The organism is Methanosarcina vacuolata Z-761 (assembly GCF_000969905.1).
GTDB classification, from domain to species: domain Archaea; phylum Halobacteriota; class Methanosarcinia; order Methanosarcinales; family Methanosarcinaceae; genus Methanosarcina; species Methanosarcina vacuolata.
Genome location: NZ_CP009520.1, coordinates 201,155 through 220,979, shown reverse-complemented (window position 1 = coordinate 220,979; position 19,825 = coordinate 201,155). Strand labels below are relative to the sequence as shown.

Below are 19,825 nucleotides of genomic sequence, written 5' to 3'. Positions count from 1 at the left end.
ACAGAGATATATATCTTGAGAATAATTTTATAAATCCGGATAAAAAAGATGTATACAGCTAAAAAAGGACCTTAATTTGTAATATAAAGTAAAAATGGGGCTGTTTTGACATGCAATATAGTCTGGGTATTGACGCAGGCGGAACCTACACCGATGCTGTAATATTAAGAGATTCGGATAGCCGGATCCTTGATACCAGCAAGGCAATTACTACCTATCCGGACCTTATGGCCGGAATTCGAAATGCAATTGATAAACTGAATCCGGAGTATCTCAGCAAAGTAAAGCTGGTATCGGTTTCCACAACCCTGTCAACAAATACCATTCTCGAAAAAACAGGGTATCCTGTTGGTCTGATTCTGGTAGGGAACTATACCGTCCCAAAAAAACTTCCAGCAGACTACTGTATTATTGTAAAAGGAGGACATGACAGCAATGGAGATGAACTGCAGCCTCTGGACCTTGCTGCCGTAGAACAATTTGCAGTAAGCCTGAAAAAGAAAGTCTCCGCGTTTGCAGTATCTTCGTACTTCAGCACAAGAAACCCGGAACATGAGCTTAAAGTAAAGGAGATAGTCCTTAAATTGACAGGGCATCCTGTGGTCTGCGGATATGAACTATCTCAGGAGCTAGGAGCTTACGAACGGGCAGCCACAGCCGTTTTAAACGCCCAGCTAATTCCGATAACCTACCAGTTTATCCATTCCATCACTGCCGAAATAAAGAAAAGAAACCTTGATGCAAAAATCCTTATGCTGAAATGTGACGGCTCGGTTATAGATATAAAAGGCGCAAAACTGCGTCCCATTGAAACCATATTCTCAGGCCCTGCTGCAAGTATTAAGGGAGCTTCTTACCTCTCAGGACTGGACACATGTGCCGTAATTGATGTGGGAGGGACAAGTACGGATGTCTCCATAATAAAAAATGGAGTTCCTGAGCTTTGTGAGAAAGGAGCAGTTGTAGGAGGCTGGCAAACCCGCGTAAAAGCAATAAGAATGGAGAGTTCAGCAAACGGGGGAGATAGCCATGTGTGGTTTAAGAAATGCATAAGGATAGGTCCGAAAAGGGTTATGCCTCTCTGCGTTGCTGCTGTACGGTACCCAAACTTTAAAGAGAAACTTGAGAAGAACCCTGTTCCCCTGAGAACCATGCTCAGTGAACATACTCAGCCCACAAAATTTTTTGTTAGTACTGGAGTAGCCCCTATTAGTCCTACAGAAAGCGAAAAAAAGTTACTTGAGATTGTAAAAGACGAGCCTCTTTCGATCTACGGAATTTTAAATAAAATGAAGCGGTTCCCCTCTCCAGAAGTCCTTGATTCATTGATTCAGCAGCGTGCAATCCAGGCTATAGGCTTCACACCGACTGATGCCCTGCACGTACTTGGGGAATATACCGAATGGGATGTGGAAGCTGCCCAGATTGGAGCCAAAAAACTTTCGCGTTTTACTCAAATGGGAGTTCATGCTTTTTGCAAAAAGATAAAGCAGCAGATTGCAAAAAATATGGTTTACAGCCTTATGTCTTTTATCATGGAAGGCAGGGGAAAAGAAGGGATAAAGAAAATGCTGGAGGAAGACGTTCCTGTCCAGTACAAATTTAATATTCCCATAGTCCTGCTCGGAGGCCCTGTAAAGGCTTATTATGAAGAGATTAAGGGTCTCATAGACGCAGAGGTTATAGTTCCTGACCAGGCCAGCGTAGGAAATGCAGTTGGAGCTCTAGTAGGAAAAGGAATTAAAAGAATTGAGATAATTATAAGACCATCTTCAATGGAAAATCCGGACCAAAATTTCCTGGTATTTACCCCTGAAGGAAGGAAGAAATTCGAGCAATATGGTATGGCGATAGAATATTCCCATAAAACCGGTGAAGAACTTATTCTGGATTCAATGAAAGATTTTGGACTTCCAGAAGGGTCAATAAAAATAAGCACAAGTCTGGAATACCTTTCTCCACCTGGCTGGAAACATACGCCAATGGAGACAAAAATGACTTTTGTAGGAGTCTGTAACCCTGAGATTTTAACAAATTAGAGATAAAATTATATATATGATATTTTTTATATATAAAAGTTGATATAAAAGCCGGAGAAATGCTCAATTTGAAAACGAAAAGTCAGAGAACCAGCCTGCTGGAAAGAAAGATCGACTACAACTGCAAGTTACTGAATAACAGGAAGTAAGAGAACATGGATTCTTCACTTATTGATCTTGTTTTCCGCTCCGATAAGAGAAAAAACCTTCTTATATTGCTGGATAGCGGCTCAAAAAATATTGACGAAATCAAGACCACACTGGATGTTACAGCCACCTCGATCCTTCCCCAGATAAAGAAACTGATAGATCATGATCTTATTGTCCAGGAAGACAAAATGTATAAACTCACAGTCCTGGGAGAGTTCATAATCAAGAAGATAAAACCCCTGATAAGTGCTCTTGATGTAATTGAGAAAAACAACTCATACTGGACAGGTCACGATCTGAACGGAATTCCCCGCCACCTGCTGGAACGTATATCCGAACTGGGAGACTGTACATTTATAGAGCCAGACCTTAACCATATATATGAACCGTCTCAAGAAATAATAGACAGCATGGCCAATGCAAGGCATGCTTCGACTTTTGCGTCCTATTTCAACCCCGCTTATCTCCCCCTGTACGTTGAGCTTGGCAGAAAAGATGCCGAACTTTCCCTGAATTTTAATCAATCTGTCTGGGACCATCTATCAAACGAACACTCAAATATGATAAATGAATTAATGGGCATGGATAATGTAAGCCTGTATGTTTCCAAAGAAGGAATAAAGCTTACTGAGATTACCGTGACTGATAGGACAATGATGCTGGGCCTTTTTGATAAAAAAGGGAAATTCGACCAGCAGTTCATTATAAGCTCCGAACCCAGCGCCCTTTCATGGGGTCAGGAACTGTTCGATTATTTCAAAAGGCTTTCCAGACAGGTAAACAAGATATGAAAAGATACAGACTTATAACCTATATAATCTCTATCTACTTCCAAATGGACTACTGTATAAAGAAATAATAACAGATGCAGTCTAAAAGGATTACCGCATAGAAGTTTTTAGAGAACTTATCAAAAAGTAATAAAAAGTAATTATATTTACAAGTAATATTATGATGATATTATGATACATAAAATTATGATGTTGTGATACATGAAATTATGATGTTGTGATACATGAAATTATGATGTTGTGATACATGAAATTATGATGTTGTGATACATGAAATTATAATGTTATAATACACGAAATTATAATGTTGTGATACACGAAATTATAATGTTATGATACATGAAATTATGATATCATGACACAAAAAATGGTAATTTTCTTTATATACAAGGTATAAATCTCAAAAACCTTCAAGTATAAACCCCAAAGGAAACCAAAAACCCCACACCTGAAGATTCTTTATCCTATGAAAAACTACAATGGCAAGGATAAAGACAGAAAGTTCAGAATATTTTAGTATAGAGATATATATGATGTCACATATAATAGGATGAGACCTAAGAGAGGGAATCAGATGGATTCATCACTACTGGATGTTCTCTTTCTTTCAGAAAAAAGGAAAAACCTACTTTTACTGCTTCTGGACGGACCAAAGAACATCGAAGAAATCAAAAATACGCTTGATGTCCGTTCGAGCCCAATAATGACCCAGATAAAGATACTGATGAAGCAGGACCTTATTGTTGAGAGTAACAGGCTCTATAAACTTTCCAGTATCGGAGAGATTCTGGTTCCGAAGATGAAAACAATTCTTGAAACATTCAACGTCTTTGATAAAAACCACGATTACTGGATAAATCAGGATATGACATCAATTCCTCCTGAGTTTCTCGATGAGATCGGAAAGCTTGGAAACTATATTGAAGTAAACCCTGACCGAAACCATGTGTTTGAATATCCAAAAGAAGTTGTAAAACACCTGTCCGAATCCGATAAAGTGAGGATTTCATCTTCCTTTTTCCTGCCCATCTATCCGTCCCTGTGCATAGAACTTGCCGCAAAGGGCACGGACATAACCCTGGTGTTTACAGAATACGTTTATGATAGAATGCTCAATGACTACAAGAAGGAACTTGAACATTTCCTGAACCTGAAACATACCAAACTCTATGTCTGCAATAATAATAATATGAAAATTGCTTCAAGCATAGTCACGGAAAAGTTCATGGCGCTCTCCCTCTTCTGTAACAGTGGAATTTACTATAATCATAACCTGGTAAGTTTTGATGAAAGTGCGCTTAAATGGGGAAAAGATCTTTTCAATCACTACAAAAGGATAGCAAGACCTATAACCAAAGTGTGAAAATTTTTATAAGTTTTCCAAATTTTTATAAGTTTTCCAAATTTTTATAAGTTTTCCAAATTTCTATAAGTTTTCCAAATTTCTACAAGTTTTCCAAATTTCTATAAATATTTCAATCCTGAACCTTCAGCCAGTTTGGAGTAAAAAGAAAAAAGCAAGAAAAAAGCCAGGTTTAGGAGAAAGGTTTAGGAGAAGTACCTCCCTCCTTGTGGAAAAAAGATTCAATAAAGAATACAGGGCAAGGAAGCAGAAATTTCAGTTCACCCTTATCGTAGCGTTCATTCCAGGAAGATCCTTGACAATAAAATGGTAGGTTCCGATTTCATTAAAGGTATACGTGAAAGGTACCCTGTATGAAAGTTTTTCATCAGGGAACAGCTTTTCCTCACTAACAAGCACGTAATTACCCTGTCTCTTGTCGCTCCACCAGGAAACAGTATCCCCTTTTGAGAGTTCCAGTTCAGAAGGCCGTACCACACCATACTTTTCAAGACGGACAATGTGGTCTTCTCCGAGTTTTGAAGTCGTGTTATTTTCCGACTGTAAGGCAGACTCGGCTTCAGGTACCGAAGAATTAGAATCGTCAGGCACCGATTCATTGCTCTCAGTACAACCTGAGGCAAATAAGAATATTAACCCCATAAGTAAAATCAGACTATTTCTCTTCATAAATATCCCTCTTTTTCATTTAATAGTATAAGTTCAGATCATATTCATTATCTTTTTGATCTGACAGAAAAAAGCAAAAACAAAAATGTAATTCGTGGAACAAAGAAGCAGAAGACAGGAAACAAATCAAAGCAGGAAGTAAATCATAGACAAGAAGCGAAGCGTAGAAAGGAAAAAAATCATAGACAAGAAAGAGAAGGGCACAAAGTAGGGAGAAAAACAGAAGAAAGTGACAAATCGAGGAAAATACGAACGGAAACAAAGCAAAGAAGGAATCAAGAAGAGTAAAAATAAAATCCGGTAAAAAAACCGAACGGAACCGAAGCAAAGAAGGAATCAAGAAGAGTAAAAATGAAATCCGGTAAAAAACTGAAGGAAAAAGATCAAATAAAAAAAATAGAAAATCAAAAAATTTACGTCCCGACTGAGACTTGAACTCAGGTCTAAGGCTCCGCAGGCCTCAAGGATATCCACTACCCTATCGGGACACAAGCAAGCAACACTGATAAGCACATTCAAGGATATAAACTTTATTCCTCAAAGAGACGACAGTGTCTCAAATTTGCTGTAAATTTGAAGTCAGCTTTTGAGTACTATGAACAAAATTGATCTTCCGAGTTGGAATTTTCTACCCAGTAACTTATTTAGATTTCTGATTGTACAGAAAAATTGGCACACTACCCAAGAGCTTAACCTCTAATTTGTAGCTCTAACCCTGGCCTGAAAGTTGGGGAAAAAAATCCCGTTTCTCCGACATCACTACCAATAAAGATTAAATGCAACAAGTTCGTTTTTATAATTTATGTCAATGACTATAGGACTTGCAGGAAAACCCAATGCGGGAAAATCCACTTTTTTCAAAGCTGCCACACTTGCAGACGTTGAAATTGCAAATTATCCTTTTACAACTATTAATGCTAATCACGGAGTTACTTATGTGCGGGTTGAATGCCCCTGCAAAGAAAAGGAAAAGAGATGCGGAAAGTGCGTGGATGGGGTAAGGCTCGTCCCGATTGATATAATTGACGTTGCCGGACTTGTCCCTGATGCGTACAAAGGGAGGGGACTTGGAAATACTTTTCTGGATGAACTCAGGCAGGCTCAGGCAATTGTTCATGTAGTAGACGCCTCAGGCGGGACTGACGCCGAGGGCAACCCTGTAGATATCGGAGATCATGACCCTCTTGAAGACGTAGCTTTCCTGAATAGGGAAATCACAATGTGGCTTTATGGCATTCTGGAAAGAAACTGGGTCAAGCTTGCCAGAAAAATCCAGGCCGAAGGGCTCAAGCTAGAAGCAGTAATTGCAGAACAGCTTGCCGGAGCAGGAATAAGAGAATCCCATGTGAATGCAGCTTTGATAGAAACAGGGCTTGCAAGACTGGACCACATTAAATGGAGCGAAGAAGATATGATCCGGCTCTGCGATGCAATGAGAGAGATCAGCAAGCCTCTGCTTATCGCCGCAAATAAAGCCGACGTCGCCTCAAGAGAAAACCTGGACAGGCTTAAAGACCTTGATAGAATAGTAGTCCCTGTAAGCGCAGCAGCCGAACTGGCACTTAAATCTGCAGCAAAAAATGAGCTTATTAAATACAGTCCCGGAGACAGGAAATTCGAGGTGCTTGGTGAAAACCTTACAAAAGCTCAGAAAAAAGGGCTCGAAGCTATTCATAAAGTGATTGAGAGGCTTGGCGGTACAGGCGTCCAGGAGTGCATAAACAGAACTGTCTTCGAGCTTCTGGACCTTATTGTTGTATACCCCGTAGAAGATGAAGGAAAATGGTCCGATAAAAGTGGGAATGTCCTTCCTGATGCCTACCTTATGAAAAGGGGCTCTACCTGTCATGATCTTGCTTACCAGATCCATACTGAAATTGGGGATCGATTTTTATATGCCGTAGATGCAAGGACAAGGCTCAGGCTTGGGGAAAAGCACGAACTGAAAAACGGCGATGTAATCAAGATCGTATCCACTGCAAAGTAAACAAACCCAATGATAGACATAATAAATCTGAAAAAGCTGTCATCCGGAAAAGATCATTCGGAACATGCCTGGAAAGAATTATGAAGTTGAGATTAACAATAGAAAAGATGAAATAGTGGATTGCTTTAGCTTGTCAGGGAGGATATTAATCAGATGGATTTACTTTCTTTTGCATATCCGGTCTATGAGAGGTACCTGACCTGGCAAATAGCCAGGGAATTTTCAAATATTCCCAGGCATGTAGCAATCATACTCAAGGAAACTGACCTTTTTGACCCCGAAGGAATCGATAGGCTCATATCCACACTTAATATTTTTAGAAAATTCAAGGTCAAAATTGTGAGCGTCTATGTAGACATCCTGAATACTGACCCGGCTTTAAAAGCTGAAGTCTCATCAACTCTCAAAGCAAAGCTGGAAAAGGTCTTTTCTAACCTTCCTGCCTGTACAGGTTATAGAATCTATGGCGTTGACGGAGAGGTAAATAACACTGCTCCTGGAAACGATTTTCTTGTTTATGTCTCACTGGGATTTGGGGGAAGAGATGAAATTACGAAGGCTGTACTGACTATCCTTGCCGAAGTTAAAGAAGGAACTGTCAGGCCTGAAGAGGTGGACGAAAAAATGATCGAATCTCATCTCCTCGTCCACCACGAGCCTGATATCATGATCCGTTCGGGAGGGCAGAACCTTTCGGACTTCCTGGTATGGCAGTCAGTCTATTCAGAACTTTATTTTACAGATGTTAACTGGAGAGATGTACGAAAGGTCGATCTGCTAAGGGCTATGAGGGACTTTCAGAAAAGAAAGAGAAGATACGGAAGGTGAGCTGAGCTGGAATTTGGACAAAAGCACAAAAATTTGCGCTATTCAGTGATTGTGTGCCCCAAATGCCGACAGCATGCCCAGATCACAGAAACAGGAAAAAAAACCCTGAAATGTCAGCATTGCGGCGCTCTCCTGCAAACCCGAAAACTCAGGGTATTCCACTTTTCCGAAGATCTCGAAGACGCCGTGCTTTTTCGAACTCACCTTCAAGCTGAAATCTCCGGAAAAGCCAACGAAAACTTTTCACCAACCTTATCGCCCAAAGAATCTAACCCTTTAACCTCCATAACTGAAACCCCAGTAAAAAAACTTAAATTCCCAGAAAAAAGCCTTTCCAATTCGCCCCCTATAAAAAAAGATCCAAAATCAATTCTTATCGATATTCTGGACACCGCCGGCGGAAAAATAGAAAAAGAAGAACTTCGACAGAAAGCCCTCGAAAAAGGAATAACTCAGGAAAAATTCGAGACAATCCTCAAAAACCTCCTGGAAACAGGAGAACTTTATTCCCCCCAACCAGGAATTATAAAAATTGTATGAGGATATAACTAAACACAACCACCTTCATATAACCCAGCGTAACTTAACCCCCCCTAATTCTATAGTTGCGCCGGTTGATCAAACCGTAACAACGTTTTCGATCAAACCTTTTCAAAAAAGATTTGCGATCAAGCCTTTTCAAAAAAGGTTTGCAGTTGCCTTTTCAAAAAGGCTGCAGGTAAATCAGCCCTTTTCAGCAAATTGAAAAACAATTTATGTTACCCATAATTCAGCCCTCTTGAGCGAAGCGAAAAGGGCTCCGTCCTCCCGAGCCGGGACTCGGGAGATAAAATATATTACTACGAAAAGATTTACTATAATTGAATATAAATAAGAACTAAATCGGTTTTGGGGAAGCCAGGAGAGAACAGGCTTTACTCAGAGCTTAGATAAAAATTATAGAATCTTGCCAAACGCACATGAAATTCTTCTAATCACAGGCACAAAGAAATGAAAGTACTTGGAAGAACTTTCATGCCAAAATCAAAGGCAATTCATTTTTCTCGTAAAGTATAACGGTGTTAAACATGATGGATCCGCAAATTGAGCGAAAACTCATTGAAATTATGAGGGTAATTCACGAAAGTGACAAACCTATAGGTGCCCGGGCAATAGCTGATGAACTTAATAACCGGGGCTATGATATAGGAGAGCGAGCGGTCCGTTACCATCTTAGGATCCTGGATGAAAGAGGATTTACAAGCAAACACGGATATGCAGGTCGTACACTTACCGAGCTTGGAGAGAGGGAGATGAGCGACGCCCTCATCGCAGACCGGTTTGGTTTTGTAATATCCCGGATAGAAGAAATGGCGTTTAGAACCACGTATAATCCTGAAACCAATGATGGAGTAGTTCCTGTAAATATATCATACTTTGATAAGGACGATTTAGAGACTGTTATTGAGGTGGTATCATATACTGCACACGAAGGGTATATGATAAGCCCTAGAGTAAAGATTATTGAAGAAGATGAAGAACTGATTTCCCTACCCCCTGGAAAAATAGGAATAGCTACGGTTTGCAGCGTCGCTTTTGATGGTCTCCTTCTAAAAGCTGGCATCCCTGTGGAACCTGCTTACGGCGGAATTCTTCAGATAGAAAATCAAAAACCTGCACGGTTTTCAGATTTGATTTCCTACAGTGGAACCTCAATTGATCCTATACAAATTTTCATGAGCAGAAAGACCACTTCTGTCCTTGACGTGCTTGAAAAAGGGGAAGGTAAAATCCTTGCCAATATGCGGCAGATTAATTGTTCAGCTTATGACAGAGCTAGAGAAGTTCTCAAAACAGTAGAAAAAGTCGGCCTTGCGGGTTATTTCCCTCCGGGAGAAATTGATGAAACTTTATTTGGAGCCCCCGTTGAAACCGGAAAGTACGGGATTGCAATAGTAGGAGGCATTAATGGCATCTGCGCCCTTGAAGAGACCGGAATTAAAATGAAGACAAATCCTGTTTCTACTGTTATGGAATATAAAACCATGACAGAAATCTGAGGAATCCCAATGTTCAGGCTTACTGTCATTTATGACAACAAAGCCGGTCAGGGTTTTACAGAAAGCTGGGGTTTTGCAGCTCTTATTGAAACAAATCGCGAAATCCTTCTTTTTGACACCGGATGGGATGGCCCTCTCCTCCTGGAACACATGAAGAGGCTCAACATTGACCCAGCCGGCATCGGAAAAATAATTCTCTCTCACCAGCACTGGGATCATATAGGAGGCCTTCCGGAGGTCCTTCAGGCAAATCCCGGGCTTGAGGTCTATGTTCCTGCTTCTTTTTCGGAGAATCTTAAAAGAGAAATTAAGAACAGGGCAACTCTTATCGAAATAAAAGATCCTGTAGAAATCTCTCGTGGCATCAGGAGTACAGGGGAACTTGGAGACAAGGTAAAGGAGCAGGCTCTTATTCTGGATACGGGAAACGGATCTTATGTACTTACAGGCTGTGCTCACCCTGGGCTTGCCGCAATTCTGGATACTGCCAACCGTTACGGAAAAGTAAAGGGAATTATTGGGGGGCTTCACGATAGCAAGGAGTTTGAAAGGCTGAGAGGGATGGAACTCATAGCAGCAGGGCATTGTACCGCTCATAGAGAAAAAATAAAAGAGATTTTTCCAGCAGAATTTGTCGAAATCGAAGTCGGTCTGCGCATGGACCTGGAATAAATTAAAATATTCGGTTATGTAGAAATCCTAGTAAATAAAGAATATTCAATTGTTTAAACTGAATTACCTGATATACTTTTACACATTCATTTTCAGATCCAGTCAGAGCTATTTAGATCGATTTCTGCAAAGCCAGATATCCTAAACAAATTAAAAACTTCTATTCTAAAAATTTTACTTTATAACCCTGTATTTGAAATAGATTTTATAAAAATTCTGGATTTTAACATTTTAATTTTAAAGAATATAAGTTACAGAAAATTAATAAAGAATCTATAGTTAGAAATAGAATGTCCTCTAAAAAGAATACAGGATTTGGTGGGAAATAACGGAAGGTGGGAAAATATGCTGAAATTGTCCGGCTCTTGACGTTTTTCCAGCCATTTAAAGTGAAGTTTAAATAAATTTACTTTCAAGTATTATTTCATTTAAATGAACAAAAGTAGAGGGGAACCATATTAAAAATGAAATAAAGGGAGAAAATGTTGATGCTAAAAATAGAGGATCTGACTGTAGAGGTAAACGGAAAAATTTTGCTTCATGACGTGAACCTCGAAGTCAAAAAAGGATATACCAATGTGCTTTTTGGGCCAAATGGAGCCGGAAAGTCAGCTCTGATGAGAACGATCATGGGCTTCAGCGAATACAGAGTTATAAAAGGCAGAATTCTGTTTAAAGGAAAAGATATTACCGGGATGCCGGTAGATGAACGAGCCCGCCTTGGCCTGGGAATTATGATGCAGCGCCCTCCAGATATGTCCGGAATTAAATTGAGGGATCTTGTAAAGGTGTTATCGAAAGGAACTAAAAATCCGGAGGCCCTTGTTGAGGATCTGGATATGAAGCGCTTTATGGACAGAGATGTGAATGTGGGCTTTTCGGGAGGAGAAATCAAACGTTCAGAACTTCTTCAGCTTGCAACCCAGAACCCAAGCCTTTACCTGCTTGACGAGCCGGAATCCGGAGTGGACCTCGTAAGCATAGAACAGGTAGGGATAACAATAAAGGAACTACTTGAAGAAGGACTGAACTGTCCTGGGGAAGGCTGCAAGAAAGGTAAATCTGCCCTTATAATTACCCATACCGGCCAGATTCTGGATTATGTAAATGCAGATAGAGGGTACATCCTTTGCAATGGAACGGTTATGTGTTCAGGAAATCCCCTGAAAATGCTGGAAGAAATAAAGAGCAGAGGGTATGAGGAGTGTATAAAATGCAGACTGATGAAGTGAACCTGAAAAAGCGCGCTGAAAGCGCAGTCGAGAAAAAGGCAGCTTTTGGAGAAGATATAGAGCTGGAAAAATTTGAGGAAGGTTCCCGGATTAGCAAGCCTATAGAAGACCTCCAGACCCTTGACGAAGAAAGCAAAAGAACCCTGCTCCAGGTAGGAGTCGTGCCTAGCGAAGAAGGCCGATCTGGCAGTCTGCTGGTGCTTGATAATGCAGTATCGCATTCTTCCCTGAAAGATGAAAATGTAGAACTTATGTCCACCCAGAAAGCCCTGGAAAAATATGACTGGCTTAAAGATTACTCATGGAAACTTGTGTCTGTTGACACCGACAAATACACCGCAAAAACTTACCTTGAAAATGCGGACGGATACTTTATCCGGGTACCTGCTGGCAAGAAATCCTCAATGCCTGTCCAGACTTGCCTTATGCTGAACAGTAAAAAGGCGTATCAGACCGTACATAATATCATAATCGTCGAGGAAGGCGCCAGCCTTGACATAATTACAGGCTGCACAGCTAAAAAGGGAGTAGAAGAAGGTCTGCACCTGGGAATTTCCGAAATGTACGTGAAAAAAGGCGCTACTCTGAATTTCACAATGATCCACAACTGGGCCGAGCAGATAGGAGTCAGGCCAAGGACGGTAGTTACTGTGGAAGAAGGTGGAACTTACGTAAGCAATTATATCTGCCTGAAACCTGTTCGTTCTGTCCAGACGTATCCAACTGTCAAACTTGAGGGAGAAGGAGCAGTAACCAGGTTAAATACTATAGCCATTGCCCATCCAGGCTCTGAACTGGATCTCGGAAGCAAGGCGATATTCAATGCGCCTGGCACGAAGGCTGAGCTTATATCGAGGACTATTACAATCGGCGGAAGAATAATTGCAAGAGGAGAAATGATAGGCAATGCAAAGGGAGCAAAAGGGCACCTTGAATGCAAAGGGCTTGTCCTTACCGATAAAGGAAGCCAGCTTGCAATCCCCATCCTTGAAGCAAACGTAGATGATATAGAACTTACTCACGAAGCCGCAGTTGGAAAAATTGCTAAAGACCAGGTAGAGTATCTTATGGCCAGAGGCCTTACCGAAGATGAAGCTGTAGGCATGATTGTACGCGGGTTCCTGGACGTAGGAATAAGGGGAATTCCGGAGGAACTGAAAAAAGAAATCGAAAACACGATTACACAGACAGCCTTTGGAATGTAATTATGAACGAATAGAATCCGAACAGAATCCAAAACAGACATAATTTAAGATAATAAAGCTTGAACAGTGATATCGGATAAGGGGAAATAAGGGGTCTAGAAAAACTAAATCTGGATACAACTTCTCCGAACCAGAATATTCTGGAACCGGGTGTGTGAAACCGGCAGGGAAAAAGGAGAAACCTGCCGGTCTTTTATTGAGTGTTTGTGGATTTTAATGAGCTGAACACTATGAGAATAGGGTTTTCCTGTGAAAAAGAAAGCCTTAAAGTTTAATCTGCTCATTAAACCGCAGTTCGCAAATTAAATAAGGAAGTATAAAAATGTTTCCGTAAATGTCGCGAATGAATAAGATATCGAAGTCCCTAGACAAATATCTCATTTTATAAAGACACGCCGAAGAGGCTTTAATTGCACTCTCCTTTTTATGTGCAGACTATTTTTATTTTTCTGCAAGGCAGCAAGGTTAAAAACACGTTAAAAATCACAGTACTTCTCATTTTTGGCTGTACAATACAGTACTTGGTATCGTATATATACGGCTGTGGTAATATTACAGTACTGTAGTGCTTTAGAGGGATTGAAATGATAGACTTTGCCTGTAAAGAGTTCAAAATCGAAGACGTGATCAAGTGCGCCCTTAACCTTACAAAGGCTGACCTTAAGGTTATGAAGTACTTTTTAAATGAGAAAGAGCAGTGGGTTGACACTGAGTTTCTCTCAAAAGTCTTGAAATTGGATATTTCCACAATCCAGCGCTCCGTCAAAAAACTACACGAAAAAGAAATTCTGCAAAGGTCGCAGCAGAATCTGGATGGAGGAGGCTACATTTTCAAGTATAAGGTCAACGCAAGGGCTAAAATAAAAAATATCATCATGACCGTGGTGAATTCCTGGGCTGAAAGGCTCGGACAGGAACTTGACAAATGGGAAAACGGAGGTTGATTCACTTTGCTTAAAATAACGCCCTACCTGGGAATTATAGTTCTTATCGTTTCCATAGGAGGGCTCTGGTATCCTGTACTCGGATACTTCTTGCTACTGGTTTTTGCAGCGCTCTTTCTGATTAGTCCTTTCAGAGGCCGGTGGTTCTGCGGAAATCTCTGTCCCAGGGGAAGTTTTGTTGATTTCTGGGTCAGCAAGATTTCAAGGAAAAAGAAGATACCCCCCACTCTGCGGTCCCTGTCGATCCGCCTGCCAATATTTTTCCTGCTAATGGGCTTTATGGGATACAGGATATCAAACACTATTGGAAGCCTCAATACTTTTGAGAAAATCGGCATGGTGTTTGTAATGATGTGCCTGGTAACAACTGCAATCGCAACCCTTCTGGGCAGTTACCTGAGCCCAAGAACCTGGTGTTCCTTCTGTCCTATGGGGACAGCTCAACGCCTGCTTGGTGGTAAAAAGTATCCTCTTAAACTCGAAAAGGAAAAATGTATTAACTGTAAGAAATGTGAAAAAGTCTGTCCCATGCAGCTCAAAATCACTCAGGATGCTGCAAACCCAGACTGTATCAAATGTGGGCGCTGTGTGGACGTCTGCCCTAAAGACGCCCTGCAATTTTGAAGTTCTATGGTGATTAATTTTATTGGTACGATATAAATAGAAAAAACGGAATGACCCTGGACAAATATAATAAGTATTATTATCACCACTTATATAGTAAAAAATAGGGGAGCCGGAAAGACTTCCGGAGTTTGACTTTAACATGACAAAATGTGCATACTGGAAAGTGTCTACAAATTAGCTAGATTAGGAGAAAAAACATGACCAGTCGCGTAGCGGAACTTTCAGAAGCTCAGAAAAAAGAAATCTCCGAACTCTTTGGGGAATATGTCAATCTTGACAAACGGGAACGCCACTATTACAACCACGATATGGGAGCTTTACCTCCACTTGTTAAGAAGGTAATTGGGGATACTAACCCTGCAGCCGTCGTAAAAATCCGGACCGAAGAAGACGCAGTAAAGCTACTTAAATTCGCAAACAGGCATAAGATTCCGGTTGTACCCCGCGCGGGAGCCTCTTCAGGATACGGAGGGGTAATTCCAACAAAAGGAGGGATCGTTGCCGATGTTACACCACTGAATAATATCATAAGCATCGATACCGAAGGGCAGAAAGCGGTTGTGCAGAGTGGTATAATCTGGGAAAAGCTGGAAAGGAAACTAAAAGAAAAAGAGCTTTCATTACAAGCAATTCCTTCAAGCGCTCCTTCTTCGACAGTTGGAGGATGGTTGTCCCAGAGCGGAGCCGGTTATGGAAGTTATGAGTTTGGCTGGGGCCACGAGAGTATGGAAAAAGCCAGAGTTGTGCTTCCCACAGGAGAGATCCGGGAGTTTTCAGGCCCTGAACTGAAAAAGTTAATCGGGACAATGGGAACCATAGGGATTATTACTGAGATAACCCTGAAAGTCCAGAAGTTCGAAGAGAGAAAAGCTGTTTCTGTCAGTTTCCCAAGCGCTTCAGCCCTGAAAAAGGCAGTAGAAGAGATAAAAAGAAAAAATATCCCTCTCTGGTCAATTTCCTTCCTGAACCCCGAATGGGCGGATATGAAAAATAAAGCGCCCAGGAAACTCCACTATGAAGAAATAGTGGATAAAGACAGACCAGTGTTGCCGGTATCTTACGTTTCAACTTTCATGTACCCTGCCTCAAGAGACGTCTCCGGTCTGAGGGAAGCAATCGAAGGTGCAGGTGGGACAATCCTTCCGGAAGAAATTGCAAAATACGAGACCGATGAATGGTTCAAGTCCATGAAAGTAAAGAGGTTGGGTCCTTCGTTTATCCCGGCAGAAGTCCTGGTGCCTCTTGAGAAAATGGACAGTGCTTTTGAAGAAATCGGGAAGAAAATAAAATTGCCTGTGCTTACCGAAGGCATGGTTATAAGCGATGGGTATGTGGTTTTACTCTGTTTCATGCGCCATTCGGAGCGCTCCGTGCTCTTTAATACAGCTTTTGCTCTTTCCCTGAGCATTTTGAAAATTGCAGAAGAAAATGGTGGAAGGGCTTATTCTTCAGGGCTTTTCTTCGCTTCAAAGAGAAAAAGTGTCTTTGGTGAAAGAATTGCTGAAATAGAGGCCCTGAGAAAAGAAATTGATCCTAACGGTATCATGAACCCTGAAACCCTGGAGGGAAAAGGGCTTCTGAACACTGCAGTATCAATGGGCTCTGCCTTTGAACCATTTGGCAGAATAGCCGGAAACATGTCCGGAATTGGCAAGGTTTCTTTCAAAGACGAGAAAGAGATCCCTGCAGAAGTCGCAGAGCTTGCCTATTCCTGTTCTCAGTGCGGGTACTGCGTGAGCGAGTGCGACCAATATTATGGCAGAGGCTGGGAGTCGCAGTCACCTCGTGGAAAATGGTTTTTTATCAAGGAATACCTGGCAGGCCGGGAAAAACTTGACCAGAGACAGACAAATACTTTCCTTGCTTGTACTACCTGCCAGATGTGCGATTCCCGCTGCGAGCTTGACATGCCAATCGAACATGCCTGGATGACCATGCGGGGAAAACTTGTCCAGGAAAAGAAGAAGATGACCTTCCCGCCTTTTGAGATTATGGCAGCAAGCCTCTTAAAAGAAAGAAATATCTGGGCAAACTACAGAAAAGACCGTGATAAATGGGTTCCAGAGGATATCAGGGCAAAGATTAAGGATAAAGCCGAATACGCCTATTTTGCGGGCTGTACAGCCTCCTTTGTTGAAAATGACGTTGCTATAGGGGCTGTCCGTATGCTTGATGATGCAGGAGTAGAGTTTACAAGTCTTTTAGACAAGGAAGCCTGCTGCGGAATTCCTATGCTTGTTGCCGGAAGATGGGACGTTTTTGAAAAAATAATGAGAATGAATGTCTCAAACATGAAAAAGAAGGGCGTAAAAACCGTAATCACTTCCTGCCCTGCCTGCTGGCTCATGTGGCATACGGTCTATCCTCAGTGGGCGAAAAAGCTGGGTATCGAGTATGGGCTTGAGGCAAAACATTACTCTGAAGTGCTCGTGGATCATCTCGATGTCCTCAAGCCAAAGTTTAAACAGCCTCTAGATAAAGTGGTAGCGTGGCATGATTCCTGTCACCTTGGGAGAGCAGGAGGCGAAATATACGAACCGCCCAGAGAACTGCTCAAAGCTATACCTGGAATAAAGTTCAGGGAACTTGAGTACAACCGGGAAAGAGCCCACTGCTGTGGCTCGGTTGTAAGCCTTATAGCCGAACCGCCGGTTGCATACAAACTGGGAGATATGAGACTCCAGGAAGCCCTTGATGTTAAAGCCGATATTATTGCAGCGCTTTGCCCTTGCTGTATTTTCCAGTTCCGTGTAGCAGCAAAGGAAGGCAACCTCAATATCCAGGCTCAGGATCTGGGAGCTCTTGTGGGCAGAAGCCTTGGATACAATATCCCTGACTCAACCTCCTATACCCTAGAATCGTGGGTCCCCTTTGAAAAGATGATCGACCTCATGCAGCCTGAGAATATGACCAACCTGATGGTTGAACTCATGCCCCAGATGATGGCAGCGATGCCAGCACCACTTCAGGCAATGATGAAGATGGTCAAATATGTGCCTGGCATGGATGCCATGATGAAACCAATGATGCCGATTATGATGCCCAGGCTCATGCCGATGGTTATGCCGAAAGTCATGCCTGATATGCTCAAAGCTGTAGAAAAGAAAGTTCCTATGCCTGACTACATGAGAGAGCAGCTTCCTGACCTTATGCCAAAGGCTATGGATAATTTGATGCCGAATATGCTTCCGGAGCTTATTCCTCTGCTGACTCCGCGCATGATTGAGTACATAAAGACGCATTAAGCATTGGTAAATGAAAACTCACTAACAATTAGTATGTGAGATCTCACTAACGATTACTATACGATAACGGTTCGTACAGGAGATCTCACTAAAACTCTTTTTATGTATTTTAAAATAGTTTATCGATTTCAAAATGAATACTTTATTGAATGAAAAATAGTAATGGGTATGAGTTATTGAAAAACGTAAGCAAAGGATACATTTCTATTTTTTCAAACGTGGAGAATGTACTCTCTTTTTTGGAATTGATCAATAACTCACGGATACAACCTGAAAAATCATTGACCAATGAATTTATTTAAAATTTCAGGTTTGTGAGCGTATTTTGGAATACGAAGTATTAGTCAGTTGAATATCCCAATTTACTTGCATGCAAAAGCTCTGGAAACAGCTTCATCCATAGAACTGCAATAACTATTGAACCAATTCCACCAATTAACACAGCAGGTACAACTCCAAACAGGGAAGCAGTTAGCTCGGACTCGAATTCACCAAGTTGATTTGGTGTACCTATAGTCACGAGGCTAAAATCCGCTTGAGTGTGATATCAATTGAGTGCTTGACAAGTGCATTATCAACAAAGTCATTGAGGAATACTAATAAAGTGTTAGGCGAAAACTTCTCTGGCACATTATTTATAATCCAGGGATATGTTGAGTAATCAAAAGCAGCTTTAGTTGACATCAAAGGAGACATTGCATCACTGCTAAACGGGCCAATTGCATCAAGTACTGATGTTGAGCATGCAATTACATCTGCAGTTGCAGTACCTTGAAGTTGCAGTACCGTGTAATCTTGACCTTCTGGCGGATAAAAACGCATTTGGTTCAATACAGTAAGAATTTTCTTCACGTTTGTAGTCGCATAATTGTCATTATAGGAATCGTACTTACATGCCTCATACTTATGCGTATTAGAGCTTGCTTCTATCTGGTTCAGGAAAATCAAACGCTTGTTTTCATTTAGCAATTGTTTAATCATCACACTTAAGTCGGTCTTATTCCCAATAGCTATATTAAGAGTGTTAGTAGCCACCTGAGAATCTGATAATAACCTCATAAGGTAGTCAGCGTTGGGTTTCATCGAAGATTCTTCAAAGCCCTGGAAGTTGAGATTAACGACAACAATTTCACTGGGATGCTCTGAGAGCCATTTTAATATGTCGCACAAGAAACCATAGTAAGAATAACCTGGAACAAACCCATGCTGGTGGAGAATTTTGCCCTTAAATTCTGGAATGCTCTTAAGAGATCCGTAACAATATCCCGGACGAAAATCGAAATACCTGATTCCCAGATCAAGCATGGTGTTAATATCATCTTTTTGCGTACAAGCTATGTTAATTATGATTCGCTCAAGATAATCAGTAATATCAGAAAAATTCATAGATTTACTCATAAGAGAGTCTTTAAAATGTGAGTGGATTCGATTTAAGAAATCTTTATTTTTAAGTATGGACCCGGGATTGAAGATTTCAAACATTCCTGCATCATGAGCTCCAGGCAAAGCTAATACGTTTAATGGTCTTTCCAAAAACTTAGGTTCTTCACTGGAGAGGTCTTTCATCCATTCTGAATAATTTTTGGTGAGGTAAACATAGGAACGATCATGGTTGGTCAAATGAACCTCAATCGACCTGCTCCCACAGTCATAAAACCCATATGATAATGCATAATCATGGGTGATTATTGATTGAGTAGACATCATATTATTTAAGTCAGAATTCAATAAATTACCCAGTAAATGATTAATCTCGGCAAAGTGCTTTATAAGTACTTGTTTTTTATAAGCGATTGTCCAGGAGAAACTTCCACCATCATTTAAGATATTAATATGGAAGCTGCCCTTACACATTGGATGAGAATTAGAGAAAGAAACTGATTTTGAGCCAGAAGCATAAAAAGCGATGGTAAAATATTCATTATCCAGAAATACGTAGCGTTCTATTCCTTTAGTTGACATAAATGTTTCTACTGGAACAATCAATTTTGATGACATACTTTCTCCCTTATGTTGTTATTTCAATTCTATCCA

Annotated in this window: 16 protein-coding genes and 1 tRNA gene; 13 read left to right on the top strand and 4 right to left on the bottom strand. The window is 41.0% G+C overall.

Translation table 11 applies throughout. The annotated features are described in order from the left end of the window. Window positions 1–110: 110 nt before the first annotated feature. From MSVAZ_RS01100 to MSVAZ_RS01090, 3 genes are all read left to right on the top strand, one after another. A complete protein-coding gene (locus MSVAZ_RS01100; RefSeq protein ID WP_048116952.1) occupies window positions 111–2,039 on the top strand; it encodes a hydantoinase/oxoprolinase N-terminal domain-containing protein in 1,929 nt (642 codons plus the stop codon). Window positions 2,040–2,194: 155 nt separating this feature from the next. Next, window positions 2,195–2,980 (top strand): helix-turn-helix transcriptional regulator, encoded by a 786-nt coding sequence (locus tag MSVAZ_RS01095; RefSeq protein ID WP_048116949.1) that lies wholly within the window; start codon window positions 2,195–2,197, stop codon window positions 2,978–2,980. 574 nt (window positions 2,981–3,554) lie between these two features. Next, window positions 3,555–4,343, top strand: a complete 789-nt coding sequence (locus MSVAZ_RS01090) for a helix-turn-helix transcriptional regulator (RefSeq protein ID WP_048116946.1) — start codon at window positions 3,555–3,557, stop codon at window positions 4,341–4,343. Window positions 4,344–4,598: 255 nt separating this feature from the next. Here the strand turns inward: MSVAZ_RS01090 and MSVAZ_RS01085 are convergent, their stop codons facing one another. Together MSVAZ_RS01085 and MSVAZ_RS01080 are read right to left on the bottom strand one after the other, a co-directional pair. After that, the gene (locus MSVAZ_RS01085; protein ID WP_048116943.1) at window positions 4,599–5,012 is read right to left on the bottom strand and encodes a cupredoxin domain-containing protein; all 414 of its coding nucleotides are present in this window, start codon (window positions 5,010–5,012) and stop codon (window positions 4,599–4,601) included. Between the two features lie 416 nt (window positions 5,013–5,428). Then, a tRNA-Arg gene (locus tag MSVAZ_RS01080) sits at window positions 5,429–5,500 on the bottom strand. A 314-nt stretch (window positions 5,501–5,814) separates the two neighbouring features. On the opposite strand from MSVAZ_RS01080, the gene MSVAZ_RS01075 reads away from it, so the two are divergent. The 10 genes from MSVAZ_RS01075 (at window position 5,815) to MSVAZ_RS01025 (ending at window position 17,791) form a co-directional block, all read left to right on the top strand. Further along, window positions 5,815–6,999: a redox-regulated ATPase YchF gene (locus MSVAZ_RS01075; protein WP_048116940.1), complete on the top strand. Its 1,185-nt coding sequence runs from the start codon at window positions 5,815–5,817 to the stop codon at window positions 6,997–6,999. A 153-nt stretch (window positions 7,000–7,152) separates the two neighbouring features. Beyond that, window positions 7,153–7,827, top strand: a complete 675-nt coding sequence (locus tag MSVAZ_RS01070) for an undecaprenyl diphosphate synthase family protein (RefSeq protein WP_048116937.1) — start codon at window positions 7,153–7,155, stop codon at window positions 7,825–7,827. Between the two features lie 51 nt (window positions 7,828–7,878). After that, entirely contained in the window at window positions 7,879–8,367 is a 489-nt protein-coding gene (locus MSVAZ_RS01065) for a DUF5817 domain-containing protein (RefSeq protein WP_232316168.1), read from the top strand. Between the two features lie 527 nt (window positions 8,368–8,894). Continuing rightward, window positions 8,895–9,866 (top strand): DUF128 domain-containing protein, encoded by a 972-nt coding sequence (locus tag MSVAZ_RS01055; RefSeq protein WP_048116928.1) that lies wholly within the window; start codon window positions 8,895–8,897, stop codon window positions 9,864–9,866. A gap of 9 nt (window positions 9,867–9,875) precedes the next feature. Then, window positions 9,876–10,538, top strand: a complete 663-nt coding sequence (locus MSVAZ_RS01050; protein WP_048116925.1) for an MBL fold metallo-hydrolase — start codon at window positions 9,876–9,878, stop codon at window positions 10,536–10,538. Between the two features lie 488 nt (window positions 10,539–11,026). After that, entirely contained in the window at window positions 11,027–11,770 is a 744-nt protein-coding gene (locus tag MSVAZ_RS01045) for an ABC transporter ATP-binding protein (protein WP_048116922.1), read from the top strand. Continuing rightward, window positions 11,752–12,975, top strand: coding sequence for a SufB/SufD family protein (locus tag MSVAZ_RS01040; RefSeq protein ID WP_048116919.1), 1,224 nt, complete (start codon window positions 11,752–11,754; stop codon window positions 12,973–12,975). Before MSVAZ_RS01045 ends, MSVAZ_RS01040 begins: the two co-directional genes overlap by 19 nt. A gap of 584 nt (window positions 12,976–13,559) precedes the next feature. Further along, window positions 13,560–13,919 carry a TrmB family transcriptional regulator gene (locus tag MSVAZ_RS01035; RefSeq protein ID WP_048116916.1) on the top strand — a complete coding sequence of 120 codons (360 nt, stop codon included), beginning with the start codon at window positions 13,560–13,562 and terminating at the stop codon, window positions 13,917–13,919. Between the two features lie 6 nt (window positions 13,920–13,925). Beyond that, window positions 13,926–14,543, top strand: coding sequence for a 4Fe-4S binding protein (locus MSVAZ_RS01030; protein WP_198146775.1), 618 nt, complete (start codon window positions 13,926–13,928; stop codon window positions 14,541–14,543). A gap of 200 nt (window positions 14,544–14,743) precedes the next feature. Continuing rightward, window positions 14,744–17,791, top strand: a complete 3,048-nt coding sequence (locus MSVAZ_RS01025) for an FAD-binding and (Fe-S)-binding domain-containing protein (RefSeq protein WP_048116914.1) — start codon at window positions 14,744–14,746, stop codon at window positions 17,789–17,791. A 340-nt stretch (window positions 17,792–18,131) separates the two neighbouring features. Here MSVAZ_RS01025 and MSVAZ_RS01020 read toward each other — a convergent pair whose 3' ends face one another. Together MSVAZ_RS01020 and MSVAZ_RS01015 are read right to left on the bottom strand one after the other, a co-directional pair. After that, window positions 18,132–18,311, bottom strand: a complete 180-nt coding sequence (locus MSVAZ_RS01020; RefSeq protein WP_048116912.1) for a hypothetical protein — start codon at window positions 18,309–18,311, stop codon at window positions 18,132–18,134. Beyond that, window positions 18,308–19,789, bottom strand: coding sequence for a PI-PLC domain-containing protein (locus MSVAZ_RS01015; protein ID WP_048116910.1), 1,482 nt, complete (start codon window positions 19,787–19,789; stop codon window positions 18,308–18,310). The genes MSVAZ_RS01020 and MSVAZ_RS01015 overlap by 4 nt, the downstream gene beginning before the upstream one ends. Window positions 19,790–19,825: the final 36 nt, after the last annotated feature.